This is a genomic window from Actinoplanes ianthinogenes, assembly GCF_018324205.1.
In the GTDB taxonomy this organism is placed as follows: domain Bacteria; phylum Actinomycetota; class Actinomycetes; order Mycobacteriales; family Micromonosporaceae; genus Actinoplanes; species Actinoplanes ianthinogenes.
Genome location: NZ_AP023356.1, coordinates 8,691,450 through 8,709,046 on the forward strand (window position 1 = coordinate 8,691,450; position 17,597 = coordinate 8,709,046).

Below are 17,597 nucleotides of genomic sequence, written 5' to 3' on the forward strand. Positions count from 1 at the left end.
GTGCCGACCGCATGGGCGAACGGTGATCCGGGCGGCCTCGGCGGTCCGCCGCTCGCCTAGCGTGTCGCGCGTGGGAACCCCGGGGATCAGCTATCGCCCGCGGAGTGGGAGGCCGCCCGCTGGGACCCCGAGTGGCACCTGCCGGAATACCACCGGACCGGAAGCTCCGGCGCGCGCCGGGGGCGGGAGCAGCCGAGGTCCGGTTCGCCGACGCCTACCCGCATCTGGTGCAGCTGGCCTCCGGCGAGGTCGCCTACGGCTTCGCGACCGGACGGGCCCTGGGCCGCAGCGCACTGTGGGACGGGCTCGGCCCGCGCGGTCGCTGACCGCTGCCGGTCACGGTCAGGACGATTGACGGTACGCCCTGAGCGCGTGCTCCGGGCGTACCGTCAATCGTGTTTGCTCGTGACCGGCAGCGGACCTGGGCTAACCGGCGATCGTCGCCTCGGTCCGGCGGCGGTCGATGTCGCCGTGGCCGGGCCACCAGGCGGCGTGCCCGATCAGCGCGGTCAGTGACGGCACCAGGAACATCGACATCACGAACGCGGCCAGCAGGATGCCGGTCGCCACCGAGAAGCCGATCTGCTGGAGGAACGACACCGGGGCCAGGGCCAGCACCGCGAACGTGCCGGCCAGGATCACGCCGGCCGCGGCGACCGACGGGCCGCCGTGCTGGACCGCGAGGGCGGCGGCGTCGCGCGGCTCGTTGCCGGCCCGGGCCTCCTCGCGCAGCCGGGCGATCATCAGGATGTTGTAGTCGGTGCCGATCGCGAGGACGAACAGGTACAGCACGATCGGCAGCTGGAAGGTCACTCCGGGACGGCCGGCGGCGCCCTGGAACAGGTAGACGGCGGCGCCGAGGGTGGCGGCGAAGTTCAGCAGCACCGCCAGGACCAGGTAGATCGGCGCGACGACGCTGCGCAGCAGCAGGCCCAGGATGATCGCGATGAGCAGCGCGGCGACCGGCAGGATCACCGACAGGTCGCGGTTGTTCGCCGAGTTGATGTCCGCGAACAGCGCGGTGGTGCCGCCGACCACCACCCTGGTGCCGGGCGGCGCGATGCTGTGCAGGTCGTCGCGCAAATGATCGTGGACCAGGGTGATCGCCTCGTTGGACGCCGGGTTCACGCTGAGCAGCAGGCCGACCCGGGCGACCGTGCCGCCGGCGCCCGGCGCCGGCGGCTGCACCCCGCCGACGCCGTTCACCTTGGCGGCGGCCGCGGCGAACCCGGCGAGCTGCGACTCGGTCAATTTGCTGCCGTCGGTGGTGGTCAGGTAGGCCTCGGTCGGGTCGAGCGCGCCCTGCGGGAAGCCGCGCTCCAGGTCGGCCGCGGCCTTCGCGGACTCGGTGGTGCTCGGGAAGCCGGCCGCGAAGTCGTAGTCCGCCTTGAACACCAGCACGCCGCTGGCCAGCGCGACCAGCACCAGGCCGGAGATCGCCGCGGCGACCGCCGGACGGCGGCCGAGTGCCGCGCCGATCCGGGCGAACCGGGTGCCCTTCGGCTCCCGCTTCCACGCCTTCGACGGCCAGAAGGTGGCCGGCCCGATCAGGCTGACCAGGGCCGGGATCAGGGTGAGGCCGGTGACCAGCATGACGAAGACGGCGATCGCCAGGGCCGGGCCGAGCGAGCCGAACCCGCCGAAGCTGGCCAGCAGCAGCACCAGGAAGGCGACGATCACCGCGGCCGCCGCCGACGTGATCACCTCGCCGACCCGGGCGACGGCCTCGGCCATCGCGGTCTTCTTGTCGACCCCGGCGCGCAGCCGCTCGCGGTAACGGAACAGCAGGAAGAGCAGGTAGTCGGTGCCGATGCCGTAGAGCACGATCAGCAGCAGTGTCTGGAGGCTCTGGTCGACGTTGAAGCCGAACGCCTCACCGGCGGCCGCGATCAGGTTCGACGACACCTGCATGACCACGCTGATCACCACGATCGGCAGCAGCGCCGCGATCGGGCTCCGGAAAATGATCAGGATCAAGACGATGATCAGTACGAACGTGGCCGTCCCGACCACGGTGAACGCGGTGGTGAACGTGTCGTTGTTGTCGACGATCTGGGCCACCTGCCCGGCCACCCCGGCGCTCAGCGCGGTGCCCGCCAGCTGCATCTTGATCACGTCACGGGTCTGTTTCACCGCGTTCAGCTGGCCCTCGGCGTCGGTGGCCGCCGCGGTGACCGGGATCGAGATCAGCTGCACCAGCTTGTTCGGCGCGACCGCCTGCGGGCCGGTCAGCGGCTGCCCGATCCCGGCGATGTGCGTGTCGCCGATCGCTGCCGCCAGCGCCCCCGCCTTCGCCTGATCGTCGGCGGTCAGCGCGGCGCCGTCGGTGCGTTTCACCACCACGACCGCGGTGGAGGTGGCCTGCTCCGGGAACGCCTTCTTGGCCAGGTCGATGGCCTGCACCGACTCGTAGCTGTCCGGCAGGAAACTGCCCTGGTCCCCGCTGGTGATCTCGGAGAGGCTGGGCAGCAGGCCGATGATCAGGCCGGCGGCGATCAGCCAGCCCCCGATCACCCACCACGCTCGGCGTACGACGAACCTTCCCCATCTGTCGAACATTCAAGACCCCCGATATCCGCAAAGAGCTATGTCAGCACATCGAGCGAAGGTGAGCCATCGGTTTCAGGAGCGGCGGATCGTGATGTCGCCGTACGAGGTCCGGCCACGCACTTCGACGGTCTCGACGCCGGGCTGCGGGCGGGTGGTGGTCTGGAGCAGGTTGTGGACGTACCCGTAACTGGTGTTGATCTCCAAGTAGGCGGCGCTGCCGTCGGCGACGCCGATGTCCAAATCGCCGCTGGCAGTGCTGACCGTGACCGCGCCGCGGACCACCTCGCCGAGCCGGATGCTGCCGTTCGACGACTTCGCGTCGACGCCGGCCCCGGCCCGGTCGATCCGGATGTCGCCGTTGGCCGCGCGCACCCGCACGTCCCGGCCGACCCCGTCGATCGTCGTGTTGCCGTTCGAGTTCTTCACCACGGCCGGGCCGTCCACCTCGCCCAACTCGATCCGGCCGGTGCCGGTGGAGATGTCGGCCTCACCGGAGACCAGCCCGGCGCTGATGTGCCCGGCGCCGGTGTGCAGGTACGCCGGGCCGGTGCTCTCCACGATGACGTCGCCGGCCGCCGACGTGAACCGGCACCCACCGAGCCGACCGGCGCCTCGGATGTCACCGGCCTGCGTGCCGGCGACCACCCCGGAACCGCTCGGCAGCTCGATCGACACCTCGATCGAGCGCGTCTTGCGGGACAGGTCGAAGAGGCGTTTCGGCCCGGTCACCCGCAGGACGGGGAACGCGTAGTGGACCTGCGCCTGCCGGGCCGCCTCCACGTCCGACTCGTCGGCGGGGTCGCTCGGGCGGACCTCGACGACGGTGTCGGTGCGGTCGGAGGCGGTGATCCGGACGTTGCCGACCGTTATCTCGACGGTGGCCGAGATCGGTTTCGGAGTCTCGAAAGTAGGCATGGTCATCCCCGTTGTCAGTCAGTGAACCCAGCCGGTGAAGCCCTGCCGGCCGCGCTTCACGGCGCTGCGCGGCTCGGTGCGCTGATCCCGATCGGACCGTTGCAGGGCGGCGGCGGCCGCCCGGACCAGCCAGGCGTTGACCGACCGGCCCTCCCGGGCCGCGGCCTCCTCGATCCCGGCCTTGAGCTGCTCGGGCATCCGCACGTTGATCCGCGCTGCCGGCCCGTCCTCGCTGAGTGCCAGATCCCCGTCGGGCGCGCCCGACGGCTCGGGCGCCTCCGTCGGGGGCGGGGAGACCACGAACTCCGGGTTGCGCCCGCGCAGCCGCACCTCGACCGAGCCGGGCGCCAGGTCCCGGGTGATGTCGTCGGCCGCCGCGGAGAGCACGTCCAGCAGGGTCATCCGGATCGCCGACTCGAGGGAGCCGGTGAGTCGCTCGACCAGGACTCGCGACTCCTCACCGCCGGCCTCCGCGAGGGTGGCGAACTCGCGGCCGAGGTTGCTCACGTACGAGGTCAGGTCCACGGCACCACTGTGGCATCACTCTGGCACACAAGCAAGCCATGGTGGCGCCAAATCCGGCAGCCCGCAGCGCTGCCGGCGGACGGTGTCGGCGGTGTGGGCAGCCACGTCACGGCCGAACCCTGGTACGCCGAAGTGCGCGGAACTCGCGGGGCGCCCGGTGATCGGGTCAGGCACGCCGCGCCTCTTGAGCCGGATCCCGGCCGTCTCCACACTGGAGTTCGTGAGCGTCCGAGAGGTTTACCTGGAGTCGGCGGCGATCACCACAGCCCTGCTGGCCGAGCCCGCCGTGGCGGCGTGCTGGGATGCGCCGAGCGCGCTCGTCAAGATGCGGGTCGGCGGGGTCGCGGCTCACCTGGCCGGGCAGGTCAGTCAGGTGCCACCGGTGCTGGACGCGCGCGCCGTGGACGAGCGGGTGCCGCTGCGGGAGCATTTCGCCAGGTCGACCTGGATCGACGACGGTGTCGACAGCGAGGTGAACACCTACATTCGTTGCGCGGCCGAGGAGGCGGCGGCCGCCGGGCCGCGGGCCGTGCGCGAGGAAGCCGCGACCGCACTGGCGGAGCTGGAGCGGCGGCTGCCCGCCGAGCCGCCCGACCGGGTGATCCAACTGCCGTGGGGACCGTGGTCGCTGTCGCTGGACGACTACCTGGTCACCCGGCTGCTGGAGCTGACCGTGCACGGCGACGACCTGGCCGCCAGCATCGGCGTGACCACACCGGAGTTTCCGGCGGCCTGCGTCGACACGGTCGTCGGCGTGCTCTGCCGGCTCGCCGCGCGCCGGCACGGGCAGGCGGCGCTGATCCGGGCGCTAAGCCGAGCCGAGCGAGCCCCGAAGACGATCGCCGCCCTCTGACGATCCGCCACGGTACGGCTCGGGCGCGACCGCGGCCCGCCGGATGTCGTAGTCCGGCTCCAGCGTGCCGAACAGGCGATCCCACACCGTCGTGTAGAAGCCGAGGTTGTAGCGCGGCTCGGCATGATGTCCGACGTGCATCGCGGGCGTGGCGACCCATCGGAAGACCGCGCTGCGGCGTACGGCCGGCGGCAGCGGCTCCACCCCGAGGTGGCCGAGGATGCCGAAGACCAGGTTGAGTCCCGCGTAGGCGGCCAGCGCCGCCACCGAGAACGGGTGAACCGCGAGCACCACCAGCCAGATCGCCCCGAAACCGATCGCCTCCAGCGGGTGCAGCGCGAACAGCGTGATCGGCCGGGCGTCGGCGAAGACGTGGTGCAGCCGGTGCACCCAGGGGAACAGCACGCGCAGGTGGACGGTCGCGTGTCCGGCGTACATCAGCGCGTCCATCACCAGCACCAGCACGATCAGCTCGGCGATCGACCCGGGATCGAGGCCGGTCCGCAGCGAGATGACGTCGGCCTTCCACAGCCACCAGCCGGCCACGGTGATCGCGGTGTTGATCAGCGCCGTGCCGGCGACCAGCGCATACTCCAGCGGGCTCACCGGGCCGGGCTCCGGCGTGAGGCGCTGCGCGCCGGGCAGCCGCAGCGCCACGTGCCCGAGCAGCGCGCCCAGCCCCACCAGGAGGATGTTTTCCACCAGGGCGAGCAGGGCGAACCATCCCGGGTGCAGCGTCTCGAGGAACTCCACCGCCTGCATCCTGCTGCACCGGCACAAGTCCGGATCGACCAGCGGATTCAAGAGATCACCAAGAACCGGCCTCCATGATGGGCGCTGCCCGATGGGCGTTTCACCTGATGTGAGGAGATTTCATAGTGCGCAAGCGCATTGCCGTCGTGCTCGCCACGGCCGCCTTCGTGGGAGCGACCGCGTTCGCCTCCCCGTCGCAGGCCGCGAACGAGTACGGCTGCTCGACCCGGGCCGAGGGCTCCACCGGTGCCAGCGCGATCTGCACCAAGCTGCCGGGCGGCTCCCAGGCGGTGCAGGTGTCGTGCCGGCGCGCCGCCAACGGCCGGGCCTACACGAACACCGGGAACTACGCCAAGAAGAACAAGCGCAGTTACGCCTACTGCGCGTCCGGCGACATCCGGACCGGTTACCGGACCAACGCCTACGACATCATCCTGGCGTAGGTTCCCGGTCCGTTCAGCGGGGGATGCCGGCCAGCTTCCGGCACAGGTCCAGCAACCGCTCGTCATCGCCGATCTTTCCGGTGAGGACGCCGTGCGCGCTGAGGTTGTGCCGGAGCGCCGTCCGCAGCTCCGCCTGGGCGTGCCGGGCGGCGAGCCGGGTGTCGCCGGTCTCCACCCAGAGCCGGGCGATCCGCGGCCGGACCAGCGGCTTCGTCTCCCAGACGCGACCCAGCCGCTGCGCGGCGTCGCGCTTGCCGGCGATCCACCAGAGCGCGTCGGCAGCCGCCGCGGCGACCGCGCCGTCGGTTCGCTTGCCGGTCAGCCCGGACAGCCGGCGGGTCCGGCTCTTCACCCGGATGCCCAGCTCCTTGAGGCCGTCGATGGCCGCGACCGCGTGCTCCGGGCGGGCCGCGGGGTCGTCGAAGTAGCGGTCGTAGACACCGGTCGCCGCCTCCGCGTCCCCGGCGACCAGCCAGACCGCGCGCGCCGCGGCCAGTTCCAGCACCGGATCACCGCAGGTCAGCGTGGCCTCGATGTCCGGGAGCCGGCCGGCCGCGGCGCGCCCGGCGCGGGCCAGCAGACCGAGCGTGGCCACGTCGATCGACTTGTCCGCGAGGTGCTCGCCGGCCTCGTTCGGGGCGACGGCGGCCAGCGCGCGCAGCAGGTTCGCCCGGTGCGTCTCGTAACGCCACGGCTCGGCGAACGTCTCCGGCCGCAGGGCACGCAGGTGCCGGCGCAGCGTGCGGCTCGTCCCGCGGGCCCGCACCCCGTACCCGGCCACCGCACGATGCAGGTCGATGGTCTCCGGAACCTCGTCGAGCAGCCGCTCCAGCATCGGCAGCACCCGCTCGTCGCGCAGGGCCGCGAGCAGTTGCACGGCGGGTCCGAGCTCCGGGCCCTGCGCGCCGAGGGTGACCCAGACGAACGGGCCGTCCTCCACATTCGGCCGGATCCGCTCGACGTCGGTGGGAAGCGAGGCCCAGACGGCGTCGGCGGCCGGGCGGGCCAGCTCGTCGACCCCGTGCAGCAGGCGCAGCGCCGCCGCGCGCACCTGCGGTTCCCCGTCGCGCAGCAGGCCGGCGGCCCGGGCCACGACCGCCCGGTAGTCGCCGCGCAGCCGCTGCACCAGCGGGCGCGCCGCGTGCAGCGCGTCCTGCTGGGCGTCCCAGGCGTCCAATTCCAGCATGCGTTCGATCAGGTCCAGGTGCGCGGCCGCGTCGTTGCGGTAGGTGGCCCGGATCGCGCTCAGCACCTGGTTGTAGCCGGGCGTCCACTGCCGGGCCGCCATCCGCCGCCCGGCCAGCAGCGGCGCCACCTCGTCGTCGAGCGGCTCCGGCTCCCGGTTCAGGCCCTCGCGATAGGCGGCCAGCAGCGTGTCCCGGGCCGTCTCCACGTCGAACGGTGGCGGGTTGAGCAGCGCCATCAGCTCGGTCAGCGCGGTGATCCGCACCCGCAGGTCCGCGTCGCTGCCGGCCACCCAGGCGAGCCGCCGCTTGGTCGGCTCGTAGCCGCTGCCGACCGCCCCGGCGAGCACACAACTGCGGATCAGCGTCACCCGGACCGCGGGCTCGGGCTCCTCGACATACCGATCCCAGAGCACCCCCGGCGCCAGCCGCGTCACCGCCCGCAGCGTGTAGGCGGCCGCCTCCCTGACCTGCGGATCCTCGTCGCTCAGCAGCTCGGTGAGCCCGGGATGCCCGGCCAGCACCTGCTTGGCGCGCAGCGTCTCGCCGGCCAACTGCCAGGTGCGATCGGCCCCGGCGAGGTCCCCGATCAGCCGCAGGATCCGGCCCCGGTCCGGCTGCTCACCGTCCGTGACGAGATCCAGCAGAATCGGCAGGGCGGTAACCACCCACGGGCGGACGTCCTCCCCGTCCGGCGCCAGCCGGCGCAGGTCGCGCAGCGCCCGGGTCCGGGTGATCTCTTCGCTTCCGGCCAGGTCAGAGAGCAGTTTCCATACGACGAAGCCCCGCTCCACCGTCGCCCAGTCAGCATCACGCAGCGCGCGGGTCTCCGTCATGGGCTAGATCATGGAGGTCCGGGAATGCTCGCGCCAGCGGGGCTTCACTCTCCGGTGGCGATCGTTACGAACTCTCCGCAAGGAAAGTGCGATGGGTCGCATCGTTGCCGCCTGCGGGCTCAGCGAGCCCGCAGCGCGTCGGCGAGCAGGCTGAGCATGCGGCCGGTGCGTTCCGGGTCGCCGCCGGCGGTGAGGAAGATGCCGTGCAGCATGGTGGTGACGTCGTCGGGGTCGACGTCGGCGCGCAGCGTGCCGGCTCGGGCCCCGCTGTCGAGGATGGCGCCCAGGGCGGCGGCGACCCGCTCGCGGGTCTGCGGGCCGATCCGGCCGGCCGCGAAGGTGCTGCGCAGGGTGTCCATCATGCCGCGCTTGGTGGCCAGGAACATTGCGTACCGGTCGAGCCAGGCGCGAAGCGCGACGTCCGGCGGTGACTGCTCCAGCAGGGTGGCGGCACTGCCGGTGACGTCCTCGAGCTCGGCGTCGTAGACCGCTTCGACCAGTGCCTCCCGGGTGGGGAAGTGGCGGTAGAGGGTGCCCACGCCCACCCCGGCGGCGCGGGCGACGGCGCCCATGGCCAGCGACTCGCCGCCGCCGGCGAGCGCCGCGCGCGCCGCGGCCAGCACCTTGTCCCGGTTGCGCCGGGCGTCGGCACGCCCGCTCACCGGTGCGCCATCAGTCAAAGCGGAAGCCCTTCCGTTTTCGTGCTACGTTGATGAAGCGGAAGCCCTTCCGCTTCCGCATTCTCGCATGAGGGCAGGTTCGCATGACGTTCACGTTCGCCGGTCGTCCCGTGTCCCGCGTCGGCTTCGGCGCGATGCAGCTGGCCCGCCTGAGCGACGACCGCGCCGCCGGGATCGCGCTGCTGCGCCGTGCCGTGGAGCTGGGGGCCGACCACATCGACACGGCCCAGTTCTACGGGCACGGCTTCGTCAACGAGCTGCTGCGCGAGGCGCTGCGCCCGGAGGACGGCGTGCTGATCGTCAGCAAGGTCGGCGCCACGTCGAATCCGGGCGGCGAGTTCCCGATCCGGTTCGCGCAGCGGCCCGGGGAGCTGCGGGCCGGCGTCGAGGACAACCTGGCCACGCTCGGCCTGGAGCAGATCCCGGTGGTCAACCTGCGGCGCGCCGACACCGGCCCGGTCGGGCTGCGCCTGCCCGCCGACCAGGTGGTGGACCTCGACGACCAGCTCGCCGAGATGATCGCCCTGCGCGACGAGGGCAAGATCGGCGCCATCGGCCTGAGCAGCGTCTCGCTCGACGTGCTGCGCCGCGCGCTGCCGGTCGGCATCGTCTGCGTGCAGAACGCGTACAGCCTGGTGGACCGCTCCGACGAGAAGATGCTGGAGCTGTGCCGGGACGAGGGCATCGCCTGGGTGCCGTACTTCCCGCTGGGCGGGGCCGTCCCGCACCTGGCGAAGGTGACCGACGCCCCGGCCGTGATCGCCGCCGCCGAGGCCTCGGGCTACACACCGGCCCAGATCGGTCTCGCCTGGTTGCTGCACCGCGCGCCGAACGTGCTGCTCATCCCGGGCACCGCCACCCTGTCCCACCTGGAGGCCAACATGGCCGTCGCGGACGTCCCGCCGGCGGCGACCGTCAGCCTGTGATCGCCCGGGCCGGTGGCGTTCCGCACCGCATCGTTCAGCGGTCTCCCGGGCGTACGCCGCCGGCCTGTGACGGGCCGTGCGCCTGCGCCGACAGGTCCTGGGTGGCGGCCCAGTTCTGCAACCGGTCGGCGTACGCCTTCTGGATCATCGGATAGAAGCCCTGGCCGAACAGGACGCGGAGCGGCGGACGGTCGGAGTCGACGATGGTGAGAAGCGTCTGTGCGGCCGCGGCGGGGTCGCCGGCCGGCATCTTCCCCCCGAATCCGGCCAGGTGCCGACGGAGCGCGTCGTACGCCGGGTGGTGCGCGGCGACGTGACCGTTGTCGAGCGGATCCGGATTCTTTCCGCCCCGGGTGGCGAATCCCGCCGGCTCGATGATGGTGACCTTGATGCCGAACCCGGCGACCTCCTGAGCCAGGGCGTCGTTCAGCCCCTCCAGCGCCCACTTCGACGCCATGTACGCCCCGCCGAGCGGCGTCGCGATGAGTCCGGCGGCCGACGACAGCTGGACAATGTGCCCGGAGCCCTGCTCGCGCAGATATGGCAGCGCGGCCTGAATCACTCAGACCGCGCCGAACAGATTGGTCTCCATCTGATCGCGAAGGTCCCGCTCCGTCAGCTCCTCGACCGCGCCGATCTGGGCATACCCGGCGTTGTTCACCACGACGTCGAGGCCACCGAAGTGCGCGAAGGCCCGTTCGACGCCGGCGAACACGGCGGGCCGATCGGTCACGTCCACGGCCAGCGGCAGGATCGCGTCGCCGTACTCGGCGACCAGATCGTCGAAACCGCTGGTGCTGCGGGCTGACGCGGCCACGCGGTCGCCCCGTGAGAGGGCGGCCTCGACGAACTGGCGGCCGAGGCCGCGAGACGATCCGGTGACGAACCAGACTTTGTTCATGGTGCTTCCTTTCGCACGGCGGTCTGCTTCATCGTCAAGCGGTCTGACCAGGCGATCAACGGCAACGCCCGGAACGCAGCGATCACTCGGGCTTATGGATGCCGCTCAGCCACGCCGGCTGGACGCGGCGCTACACTGCCCGCTCACGAGCCGCTCGGGAGGGAGACGGAGTGGAGCTACGCGACATCGAGATCTTCTTGACGCTCGCGGAGGAGTTGCACTTCGGTCGCACCGCGCAGCGTTTGTTCATCTCACAGGCCCGCGTGAGCCAGTCGATCAGCACGCAGGAACGCCATATCGGAGCCGCGCTGTTCGAGCGCACGAGCCGCGTCGTTCGGCTGACGCCACTCGGCGTCGACCTGCGTGACCGCCTGCAGCCCGCGTACCGCCAATTGACCGAGGCCATCGTCACCGTGAAGGCGACGGTGAACGGCGCCAGGGGCGTACTGACCCTCGGCACGATGGGAGCCATCGCGCAGACGCTCGGCGACACGACCGACGCGTTCCGGACGCTACATCCCGGCGTGGAGATGCGTTTCAAAGAGATCCACCCACCCGATCCGTTCAGCGCCCTGCGCGGCGGCGACGTCGACGTCGACGTCGCGTGGCTGCCGATCCACGAGCCCGACCTCACCGTCGGCCCGATCTTGCGAAGCACACCGGTCCTGGCCATGGTGGGCCGCACCCACCCGTTCGCCGACCGGAAGTCGATCGACCTCGAGGAACTGGCCGACTGCACCGTGCTCGGACCGAACGGACCGATCCCGCGATACATGGAAGACAGCCTCGTCCCTTTCGCCACACCCACCGGCCGGCCGATCCCGCGTGGACCGCGGGTCGGCACGTTCCAAGAGGTGCTGACCACCGTCGCCAGCGGTACGTCGGTAGCACTGACCCAGGCCGAAGCCGCCGACTACTACCAATGGCCGGACATCGTCTATGTCCCGATCGCGGACGCCCCACCGTCACAGTGGGCAGTGGTCTGGCGAACCGGCACCGAGACCAGCCTGATCCGCGACTTCGCGTCGGTCGTCGCCGGAGGCAGCACGCAGCCGTGAGCGGCCCGGCGGCGGTCGGACGTCACGGCAGCCGCCCCTTCAGCCGGGTCATCCGCCATGGGTCGACAGGCCCGGCCGTACTGATAAGTGCGGGTGATCGCTGCCATGCGTATTCCACCGTTGATCCGCTGCCAGCAGATCCTGACGATGATCTTTGTCCGCCGGCATGCGCGGCACGAACCTCATCGACAGGGGCTTGGCATGAATCGTCAACAGACCTCGGTGCTGATCACCGGAGCCAACAAGGGGCTGGGATTCGAGGCCGCGCGGCGGCTCGGCGACCTCGGCTGGCGGGTCTTCCTCGGCTCGCGTGACGTGACCCGCGGCCGAGCCGCCACCGGCAAACTCCTCGCCGCCGGCGCGGATGTCGTCCTGGTTCCGCTGGACGTCACGTCGGACGCGTCCGTCGCCGACGCCGTGCGCCTCGTCCGCGACCATACCGACACGCTCGACGTACTGATCAACAACGCGGGCGCGCCCGGGCGGATCGTCGCACCTGCCGACGCGACGGCCGACGAGCTGCACGCGGTCTACGACACCAATGTCTACGGGCCGATCCGGGTCACCCACGCGTTCCTGCCGCTGCTGCGCGCCGCCGAGAACCCGCGAGTGGTGATGGTGTCCAGCGGCGCCGGTTCCTTCGGCGTCATCACCGACCCGTCGCAGCCGGTCTCGACGATGCACGAGTTGGCGTACAGCTCGTCGAAGGCGGCCCTGAACATGATCACCCTTCGGTACGCGCAGGCGTTGCCAGAGATCAAGTTCAACGTCGCCACACCGGGTGAGACCGCCAACCACAAGTTCGCCGCGACCGACATGAATCACCACACCGGTCAGCTCACCGTCACCGAGGGCACCGACTCGATCCTCCGGCTCGCCACCATCGGCCGGGACGGCCCCACCGGCACCTTCATCGACCGCCTCGGCCCCATCGCCTGGTGATCGGCGGCGCTGCGATCCCTACCCGGCACGCATTCGTCCTCACGATCCGGCGCTGCCACGCCCACGAGTGCGGGCGCGCCGCCGGAGCAGGTCGGCGGTCTCGCCGTCGGCCGGCAGCCAGGCTTCGAGGTGGAGTTCGGCGAGGGTGACGTCGACCGCGGTCGCCAGCGAGGTCAGCGTAGTGATGAGGCGCAGGGTCCCGTCGGCCGTACGCAGCCGCAGCGGCACCGCGAATCCGAGATAGTCGCGGTCGGTCGCCGGCAGCGCGGGCAGGTATCCCACAAGCTCCGTGACGAGCTCGTCGAGCCGCGCGTCCGGGTGACGGGCGGCTCGCGCCCTGAGCCCGGCCACGACGTGTCTGCCCCAGACGGCCAGATTCTCCACCCGGGCGGCCATGCCCTCCGGGTGGAGCGCCAGGCGCCAGATGTTCAGCGGTGGACGGCACAGTTCCGGCGAAGCACCCTCGGTCAGCAGATCGATCGCCGCATTGGCATCGACGATCTCGCCGTGTGGCCCGGCGATCAGCGCCGGATAGGGCATGTGCCCCGCGACGACCTGCCGAAGCGCCTGGCGGACCGGTTGCAGCCGCGGATCGTCCAGGCTGGTTTCGGTGTACGCGGCGGCGTATCCGGCTGCGGCCAGAAGCGTGTTGCGATCGCGCAGCGACAGGTCGAGCGACTCGGCCAGCCGCAGCACCAGATGCCGGCCGGGGGAGGAGCGGCCACCCTCGACGAAGCTGAGGTGCCGCTGGGTCGTGCCCGCGCGGGTCGCCAGCTCCAGCTGGCTGATGCGGCGAACATCCCGCCAGCGGCGCAGCTCGGCGCCGATGGTGCTGCCGGTTCCGGGACTGGTCATAAAGCTCTTTTATCCCCTCGGACGGCGGTCGGCTATTCCCTGGAGGGAATTGGCGGGGCGCCACAACGCGCGAACGATCGGTCCCATGACCGAAACAAGGTGGGAGGCTGCCGATGCGTAGCTGGAGCGCGACCCCCGGCCTGGGAATGGAAGGGCTGGCGCTGCGGGAGGGTCCGTCGCCGGAGCCAGGCCCGGGTGAGGTGCTCGTCGCGGTACGTGCCGTGTCGCTGAGCTATCGCGAACTGCTGGTCCTGCAGGGCCGGTACGCACTGCCGGTCAAACCGGAGCTCGTGCCGGTGTCCGACGGCGCCGGCGAGGTCGTCGCGGCCGGCCCCGGCGTCCGCGGTGTCCAGGTCGGCGATCGTGTCACGGCGACGCTGTTTCCGACGTGGCAGTACGGTCCCTTCGGATCGGAACACCTCGCGCAGTTGGGTGGCTCGCTGGACGGGATGCTCGCCGAACTGGTCGTGTTGCCGGAGACGGCGTTGGTGCCGGTGCCGGACCATCTGTCGTTCGCCGAGGCTGCCACCCTGCCCTGCGCCGGTGTGACCGCATGGAACGCCCTCGCCGGCGTGGTGGCCGGCGACACGGTAGTCACGCTGGGCGCCGGTGGGGTGTCGCTCTTCGCGATCCAGCTCGCCAAGATTCGTGGCGCTCGCGTCATCGCGACCACCAGCAGCGCCGACAAAGCGCGAAAGCTGCGCGACCTCGGCGCCGATGAGGTCGTGGACTATCGGGTCCAACCCGATTGGCCGGCCCGGGTGCGCGAACTGACCGCGGGCCGCGGGGCGGATCGGCTCGTCGATGTCGTCGGCGACCTGCCGCCATCGTTGCGCGCCACGGCCATCGGGGGACAGGTGGCGCTGGTCGGATTCGTCGGGGGCGCCCCGCCCGCACTGGATCCCCGGCTGCTGTTCCAGTCGGGAGCCACCATTCGTACGGTGGCGGTCGGCAGCCGCGCGCAATTCCTCGAGATGAATCGGGCCATCGCGGTCGCCCGGCTGCGTCCGGTCGTCGATCGGGTCTTCCCGTTCTCGGAGGCGGTCGACGCCTACCGGTACTACGCGGCAAGACAGCCGTTGGGAAAGGTCGTGATCGAGGTGACCGGCTCGCCGCTGCCGCACGGTGAGGATCGCACCGATGCGCTGACCGGGGTGCGCGCTCCTGCCGCGCACCCCGGTGGCAGCGGCTATCCGGCCGGTGACCGGACCAGCCGGGGGCTGCCGGTCGAGCCGAACGCCAGCGACCCCAGCGGCGCCGGGACACCGGACTGCGGTGGGCCCAGCACCGCCAGCGCCTCGACCCAGTAACGGACCATCGCCCGGCTGGTGCTCTCCTCACGGCTGACTCCCGCGTCGAGCCGGCGGCGCGCGGCCGCCGGGTCGGACAGCGCCAGATCGGCGGCGAAGAGGTCGCCCCAGACGCGCGGGCTGGGACCGAGCTCCCGCTCGCGCGTCTCGGACGGGCCACGGTAGAACGAGCCGGCGGTCAGCGGCAGCAGCTGGATGCCCAGGATCGACTCCGGTTTCGGGTCGAACCAGGTGGCGTAATCGATTTTGGCGTCCCACACGATCCCGGCGGTGGTGTGCGCGTATCCCGCCGGCCGGGTCAGCCCGGCGCCGAGCCAGTACAACCGTGCCGTCGCCGCCTCCATCGCGTAGTGGGCCGCGCCGTATCCGGTCATCGCCTTGTTGCCCCGGACCAGCCCCCAGCGGGCCACCGCCTCCCAGGCCGCCACCGCCTCGCTCGACGACTCCTGGTTGTTGCCGTCGGCGAACGGCGCGAAGCCCGAAGCGGCCGAGCTGCCGAGATAGGCGTTGAAGGCCCGGAACGGGGGCAGCCCGGACGCCGGACCGATGGCGAGCGACCCGGCGTAGTCGCGGACGATCAGGTCGACCACGTCGCCGTAGTCGCGGGCGAACGACGGCTCGGCCGACGCGAGCACGGAGGCGGCGCGGACCAGGTAGCCGTACTGGAAATGATGGTCGTTGTAGTCCTGAGCGCCGAACTCGGCCGGCACGGCGATCAGGCCGCCCCACGCCTTGTCATATCCGAAGTAGCGCCCGTCGGACGGCCCGGAGTAGGTCAGCCAGTCGATCAGTAGCGGCCGCAGGCGGGAGAGAGCCGTCGCACGCTCCTGTTTCGCACCCACCGCTGCCGCCACCTCGGCGATGGTGGCGAGCCGGCCGAGCTCCTTGAGCCCGAAATAGCTCCCGCCCGCGCCTTCCGGGTCCGCCAGGTCCCGCGCGAGGTCCTCGCGGACCGCGCGGCTCGCCGCCGCGCTCAGCGGCACCTGCGGCACGGCGGTCAGCAGCCCCGGCATCGGAACCCGCACCCGCACCGTGCCGGTCGAGACCAGCGACATCGTCCCGCGGGCGTCCGGATAGGAGCCGGCCACGGCGGCCGGTCCGGGCAGCAGCCCGCTCTGCTGGTGCGGCAGCAGCGCCCACACCCCGGCCCCACCGCCGGCTCGCCGTGCCGTGAGCGTCTGGGTGACCGTCCCCGCCGCGGCGTCGTAGGTCATCGCCGCCGTGGTCTGCACCACCGGGTCGGCGGTGCTCGCCCGTTCCCAGCTCGCCCGATCGCTGCCGTCCGGCACGCGGGCGACGGCCAGCTGCTCACCGGACCCGGTGACCGTGGAGCCGCTGAGCGCCAGGCCGTCGCCGATGACGTCCCACCGGCCGCCCGCGATGTCGAGCCGGGCACGCGCGGCCGTGCTCCCCACATCGCGGAAAGCACCGGTCAGGCTGGGCTTCGCACCCTGGAAGCGGAGCCAGACCACCGGGCTGCCCTGCACCAGGGTGACGTCGACCGTCCCCCCACCGGCCAGTTCCACGCGCAGCACGACGTGGAACGCGCCGTAGCCGGCCACCCGCACCGCCCCGGTCGCCGCGCTGACGGTCAGCGCCGGAAGGAACGGCGTGGTGATGGCGTTGGCGGAGGCCGTGACCGGCGCGCCGCTGATCTGCACGCCCGCGTCAGCGGCTCGCACCGCCAGCGGGTGCGTCCAGATCGGCTGGGTACGCGGTCCGGTCAGCGCGGAACTCCACCACTGGTTGGTCGGGACCGCCTGGCCGGCGAGAGCACCGGCCTGATCCGGGTTCTTCGTCGGCCGGGCCGCGGCCGGCAGGGTGTCGGCGATGCTGCCGGTGCCGGACACCCGGGGCACGGTGATCGGCGACGCCGAGGCGTCCTCCATGACCGGCCCGGCGTCCGGCGCCGCCGCGTCCACGACCGGTCCGGCGTCCGGCGCCGCCGCTTCACCGGCCGGCTCGGCGGAGCAGGCGGCCACTGTGACGAGTGCTACCACCGCGACCGCGGCCCGTAGGCGAGGGATCATGCGCTGTTCACCGCCGGGGTGCCACCGGCGGCCGTGGTGGTGTCCACCACGGCGCGGAACCGCAGTCCGGGCACGAGCGTGCGCACGGTCGACAGCGCCGCCGGGTCGGGCCGCAACACGACGGTGAGCAGGTCGGAGGGCGCCGTCGCGCCGTCGCTGCCGACCTTGGGCTCGACCTCTTCGAGCGTGGTGACGATCCGGCCGGGCAGACCGGGCCCCGAGACGTAGGCGGTCATCCGCAGCCGGAGCTTGCGCAGCGTCTCGAGTGGCACGTCGACACGGAAGGTGAGCCGGGACGGGTCGTAGAGCGTGATGATCGGCTCGCCGGCCCGGGCGATCTGCCCCGGTGCGACGTTGATCTCGGTGACGATACCGGCGGCCGGCGCCTTCAGTTGCTGCACGCGGGACCCGCGGCCGTCGGCGGTGCGGGTGATCGTGGCGAGGGGCGCGCCGGCGGTCACACTGTCCCGCTCGGCGATCACCACCCGGTTGACGACCGAGGCGTCGGGCGAACCCACGGTGATCGGCTGGGCGGCCAGCACCGCCGTGCCGGCGTCCAGCATGGTCCGCTCGGCGAGACGTTGCCGCACGATGTACGTGCCGCCCGCGACAGCGGCCGCCAGCAAGATCAAGACCACGATCAGCGTACGGATGAAGCGCGCCACCGCCCGCCATCGCTGTTTCCTCGGCGGGGCGGGCGCCGGTCCGGGCTGTTCGGCCTCACTCGGTGCGGAGTCGGGTTCGATGCTGGTCTTCTCGATGGTGGTGCTCATGGTCAGGCCTCTCTCGGAGGAAGTCGTCGTGTCGGGCGCGGGCCGCGACGGCGGAGCGATCGT

The 17,597-nt window shown here is 71.9% G+C and carries 14 protein-coding genes and 2 pseudogenes; 6 read left to right on the plus strand and 10 right to left on the minus strand.

What is annotated here, in order from left to right; translation table 11 throughout:
- Nucleotides 1-426: 426 nt before the first annotated feature.
- From Aiant_RS39215 to Aiant_RS39225, 3 genes are all read right to left on the minus strand, one after another.
- Entirely contained in the window at nt 427-2,559 is a 2,133-nt protein-coding gene (locus Aiant_RS39215; RefSeq protein WP_189334925.1) for an MMPL family transporter, read from the minus strand.
- A 63-nt stretch (nt 2,560-2,622) separates the two neighbouring features.
- Entirely contained in the window at nt 2,623-3,465 is an 843-nt protein-coding gene (locus Aiant_RS39220; RefSeq protein ID WP_189334924.1) for a DUF4097 family beta strand repeat-containing protein, read from the minus strand.
- A gap of 18 nt (nt 3,466-3,483) precedes the next feature.
- A complete protein-coding gene (locus Aiant_RS39225) occupies nt 3,484-3,990 on the minus strand; it encodes a YlcI/YnfO family protein (RefSeq protein WP_189334923.1) in 507 nt (168 codons plus the stop codon).
- 220 nt (nt 3,991-4,210) lie between these two features.
- Here Aiant_RS39225 and Aiant_RS39230 point away from each other — a divergent pair, with 220 nt between their 5' ends.
- Nucleotides 4,211-4,843, plus strand: a complete 633-nt coding sequence (locus Aiant_RS39230; protein WP_189334922.1) for a maleylpyruvate isomerase N-terminal domain-containing protein — start codon at nt 4,211-4,213, stop codon at nt 4,841-4,843.
- Here Aiant_RS39230 and Aiant_RS39235 read toward each other — a convergent pair.
- Complete coding sequence (locus Aiant_RS39235) at nt 4,799-5,596, minus strand: sterol desaturase family protein (protein WP_189334921.1); 798 nt, start codon at nt 5,594-5,596, stop codon at nt 4,799-4,801. The two genes, Aiant_RS39230 and Aiant_RS39235, sit on opposite strands and share 45 nt — an antisense overlap.
- Before the next feature lie 125 nt (nt 5,597-5,721).
- Here Aiant_RS39235 and Aiant_RS39240 point away from each other — a divergent pair, with 125 nt between their 5' ends.
- Nucleotides 5,722-6,039, plus strand: a complete 318-nt coding sequence (locus tag Aiant_RS39240; RefSeq protein WP_189334920.1) for a hypothetical protein — start codon at nt 5,722-5,724, stop codon at nt 6,037-6,039.
- Nucleotides 6,040-6,052: 13 nt separating this feature from the next.
- On the opposite strand, the gene Aiant_RS39245 is transcribed toward Aiant_RS39240, so the two are convergent.
- Complete coding sequence (locus Aiant_RS39245; RefSeq protein WP_189334919.1) at nt 6,053-8,059, minus strand: hypothetical protein; 2,007 nt, start codon at nt 8,057-8,059, stop codon at nt 6,053-6,055.
- A gap of 119 nt (nt 8,060-8,178) precedes the next feature.
- Nucleotides 8,179-8,721, minus strand: coding sequence for a TetR/AcrR family transcriptional regulator (locus Aiant_RS39250; protein ID WP_229831093.1), 543 nt, complete (start codon nt 8,719-8,721; stop codon nt 8,179-8,181).
- 101 nt (nt 8,722-8,822) lie between these two features.
- On the opposite strand from Aiant_RS39250, the gene Aiant_RS39255 reads away from it, so the two are divergent.
- Complete coding sequence (locus Aiant_RS39255) at nt 8,823-9,665, plus strand: aldo/keto reductase (RefSeq protein ID WP_189334917.1); 843 nt, start codon at nt 8,823-8,825, stop codon at nt 9,663-9,665.
- Between the two features lie 34 nt (nt 9,666-9,699).
- On the opposite strand, the pseudogene Aiant_RS39260 reads toward Aiant_RS39255, so the two are convergent.
- Nucleotides 9,700-10,566, minus strand: a pseudogene (locus Aiant_RS39260) (SDR family NAD(P)-dependent oxidoreductase).
- A 170-nt stretch (nt 10,567-10,736) separates the two neighbouring features.
- Here Aiant_RS39260 and Aiant_RS39265 point away from each other — a divergent pair.
- Entirely contained in the window at nt 10,737-11,624 is an 888-nt protein-coding gene (locus Aiant_RS39265) for a LysR family transcriptional regulator (protein ID WP_189334916.1), read from the plus strand.
- A 201-nt stretch (nt 11,625-11,825) separates the two neighbouring features.
- Nucleotides 11,826-12,566, plus strand: a complete 741-nt coding sequence (locus tag Aiant_RS39270; RefSeq protein ID WP_189334915.1) for an SDR family NAD(P)-dependent oxidoreductase — start codon at nt 11,826-11,828, stop codon at nt 12,564-12,566.
- Nucleotides 12,567-12,605: 39 nt separating this feature from the next.
- Here the strand turns inward: Aiant_RS39270 and Aiant_RS39275 are convergent, their stop codons facing one another.
- Complete coding sequence (locus Aiant_RS39275; protein ID WP_189334914.1) at nt 12,606-13,421, minus strand: helix-turn-helix domain-containing protein; 816 nt, start codon at nt 13,419-13,421, stop codon at nt 12,606-12,608.
- A gap of 146 nt (nt 13,422-13,567) precedes the next feature.
- Here Aiant_RS39275 and Aiant_RS46205 point away from each other — a divergent pair.
- A pseudogene (locus Aiant_RS46205) lies at nt 13,568-14,458 on the plus strand (zinc-dependent alcohol dehydrogenase family protein); the annotation flags it as partial.
- Between the two features lie 152 nt (nt 14,459-14,610).
- On the opposite strand, the gene Aiant_RS39280 reads toward Aiant_RS46205, so the two are convergent.
- Together Aiant_RS39280 and Aiant_RS39285 are read right to left on the minus strand one after the other, a co-directional pair.
- Nucleotides 14,611-16,761, minus strand: coding sequence for a glycosyl hydrolase (locus tag Aiant_RS39280; protein WP_189334913.1), 2,151 nt, complete (start codon nt 16,759-16,761; stop codon nt 14,611-14,613).
- A complete protein-coding gene (locus Aiant_RS39285) occupies nt 16,758-17,534 on the minus strand; it encodes a biotin/lipoyl attachment domain-containing protein (RefSeq protein ID WP_189334912.1) in 777 nt (258 codons plus the stop codon). The genes Aiant_RS39280 and Aiant_RS39285 overlap by 4 nt, the downstream gene beginning before the upstream one ends.
- Nucleotides 17,535-17,597: the final 63 nt, after the last annotated feature.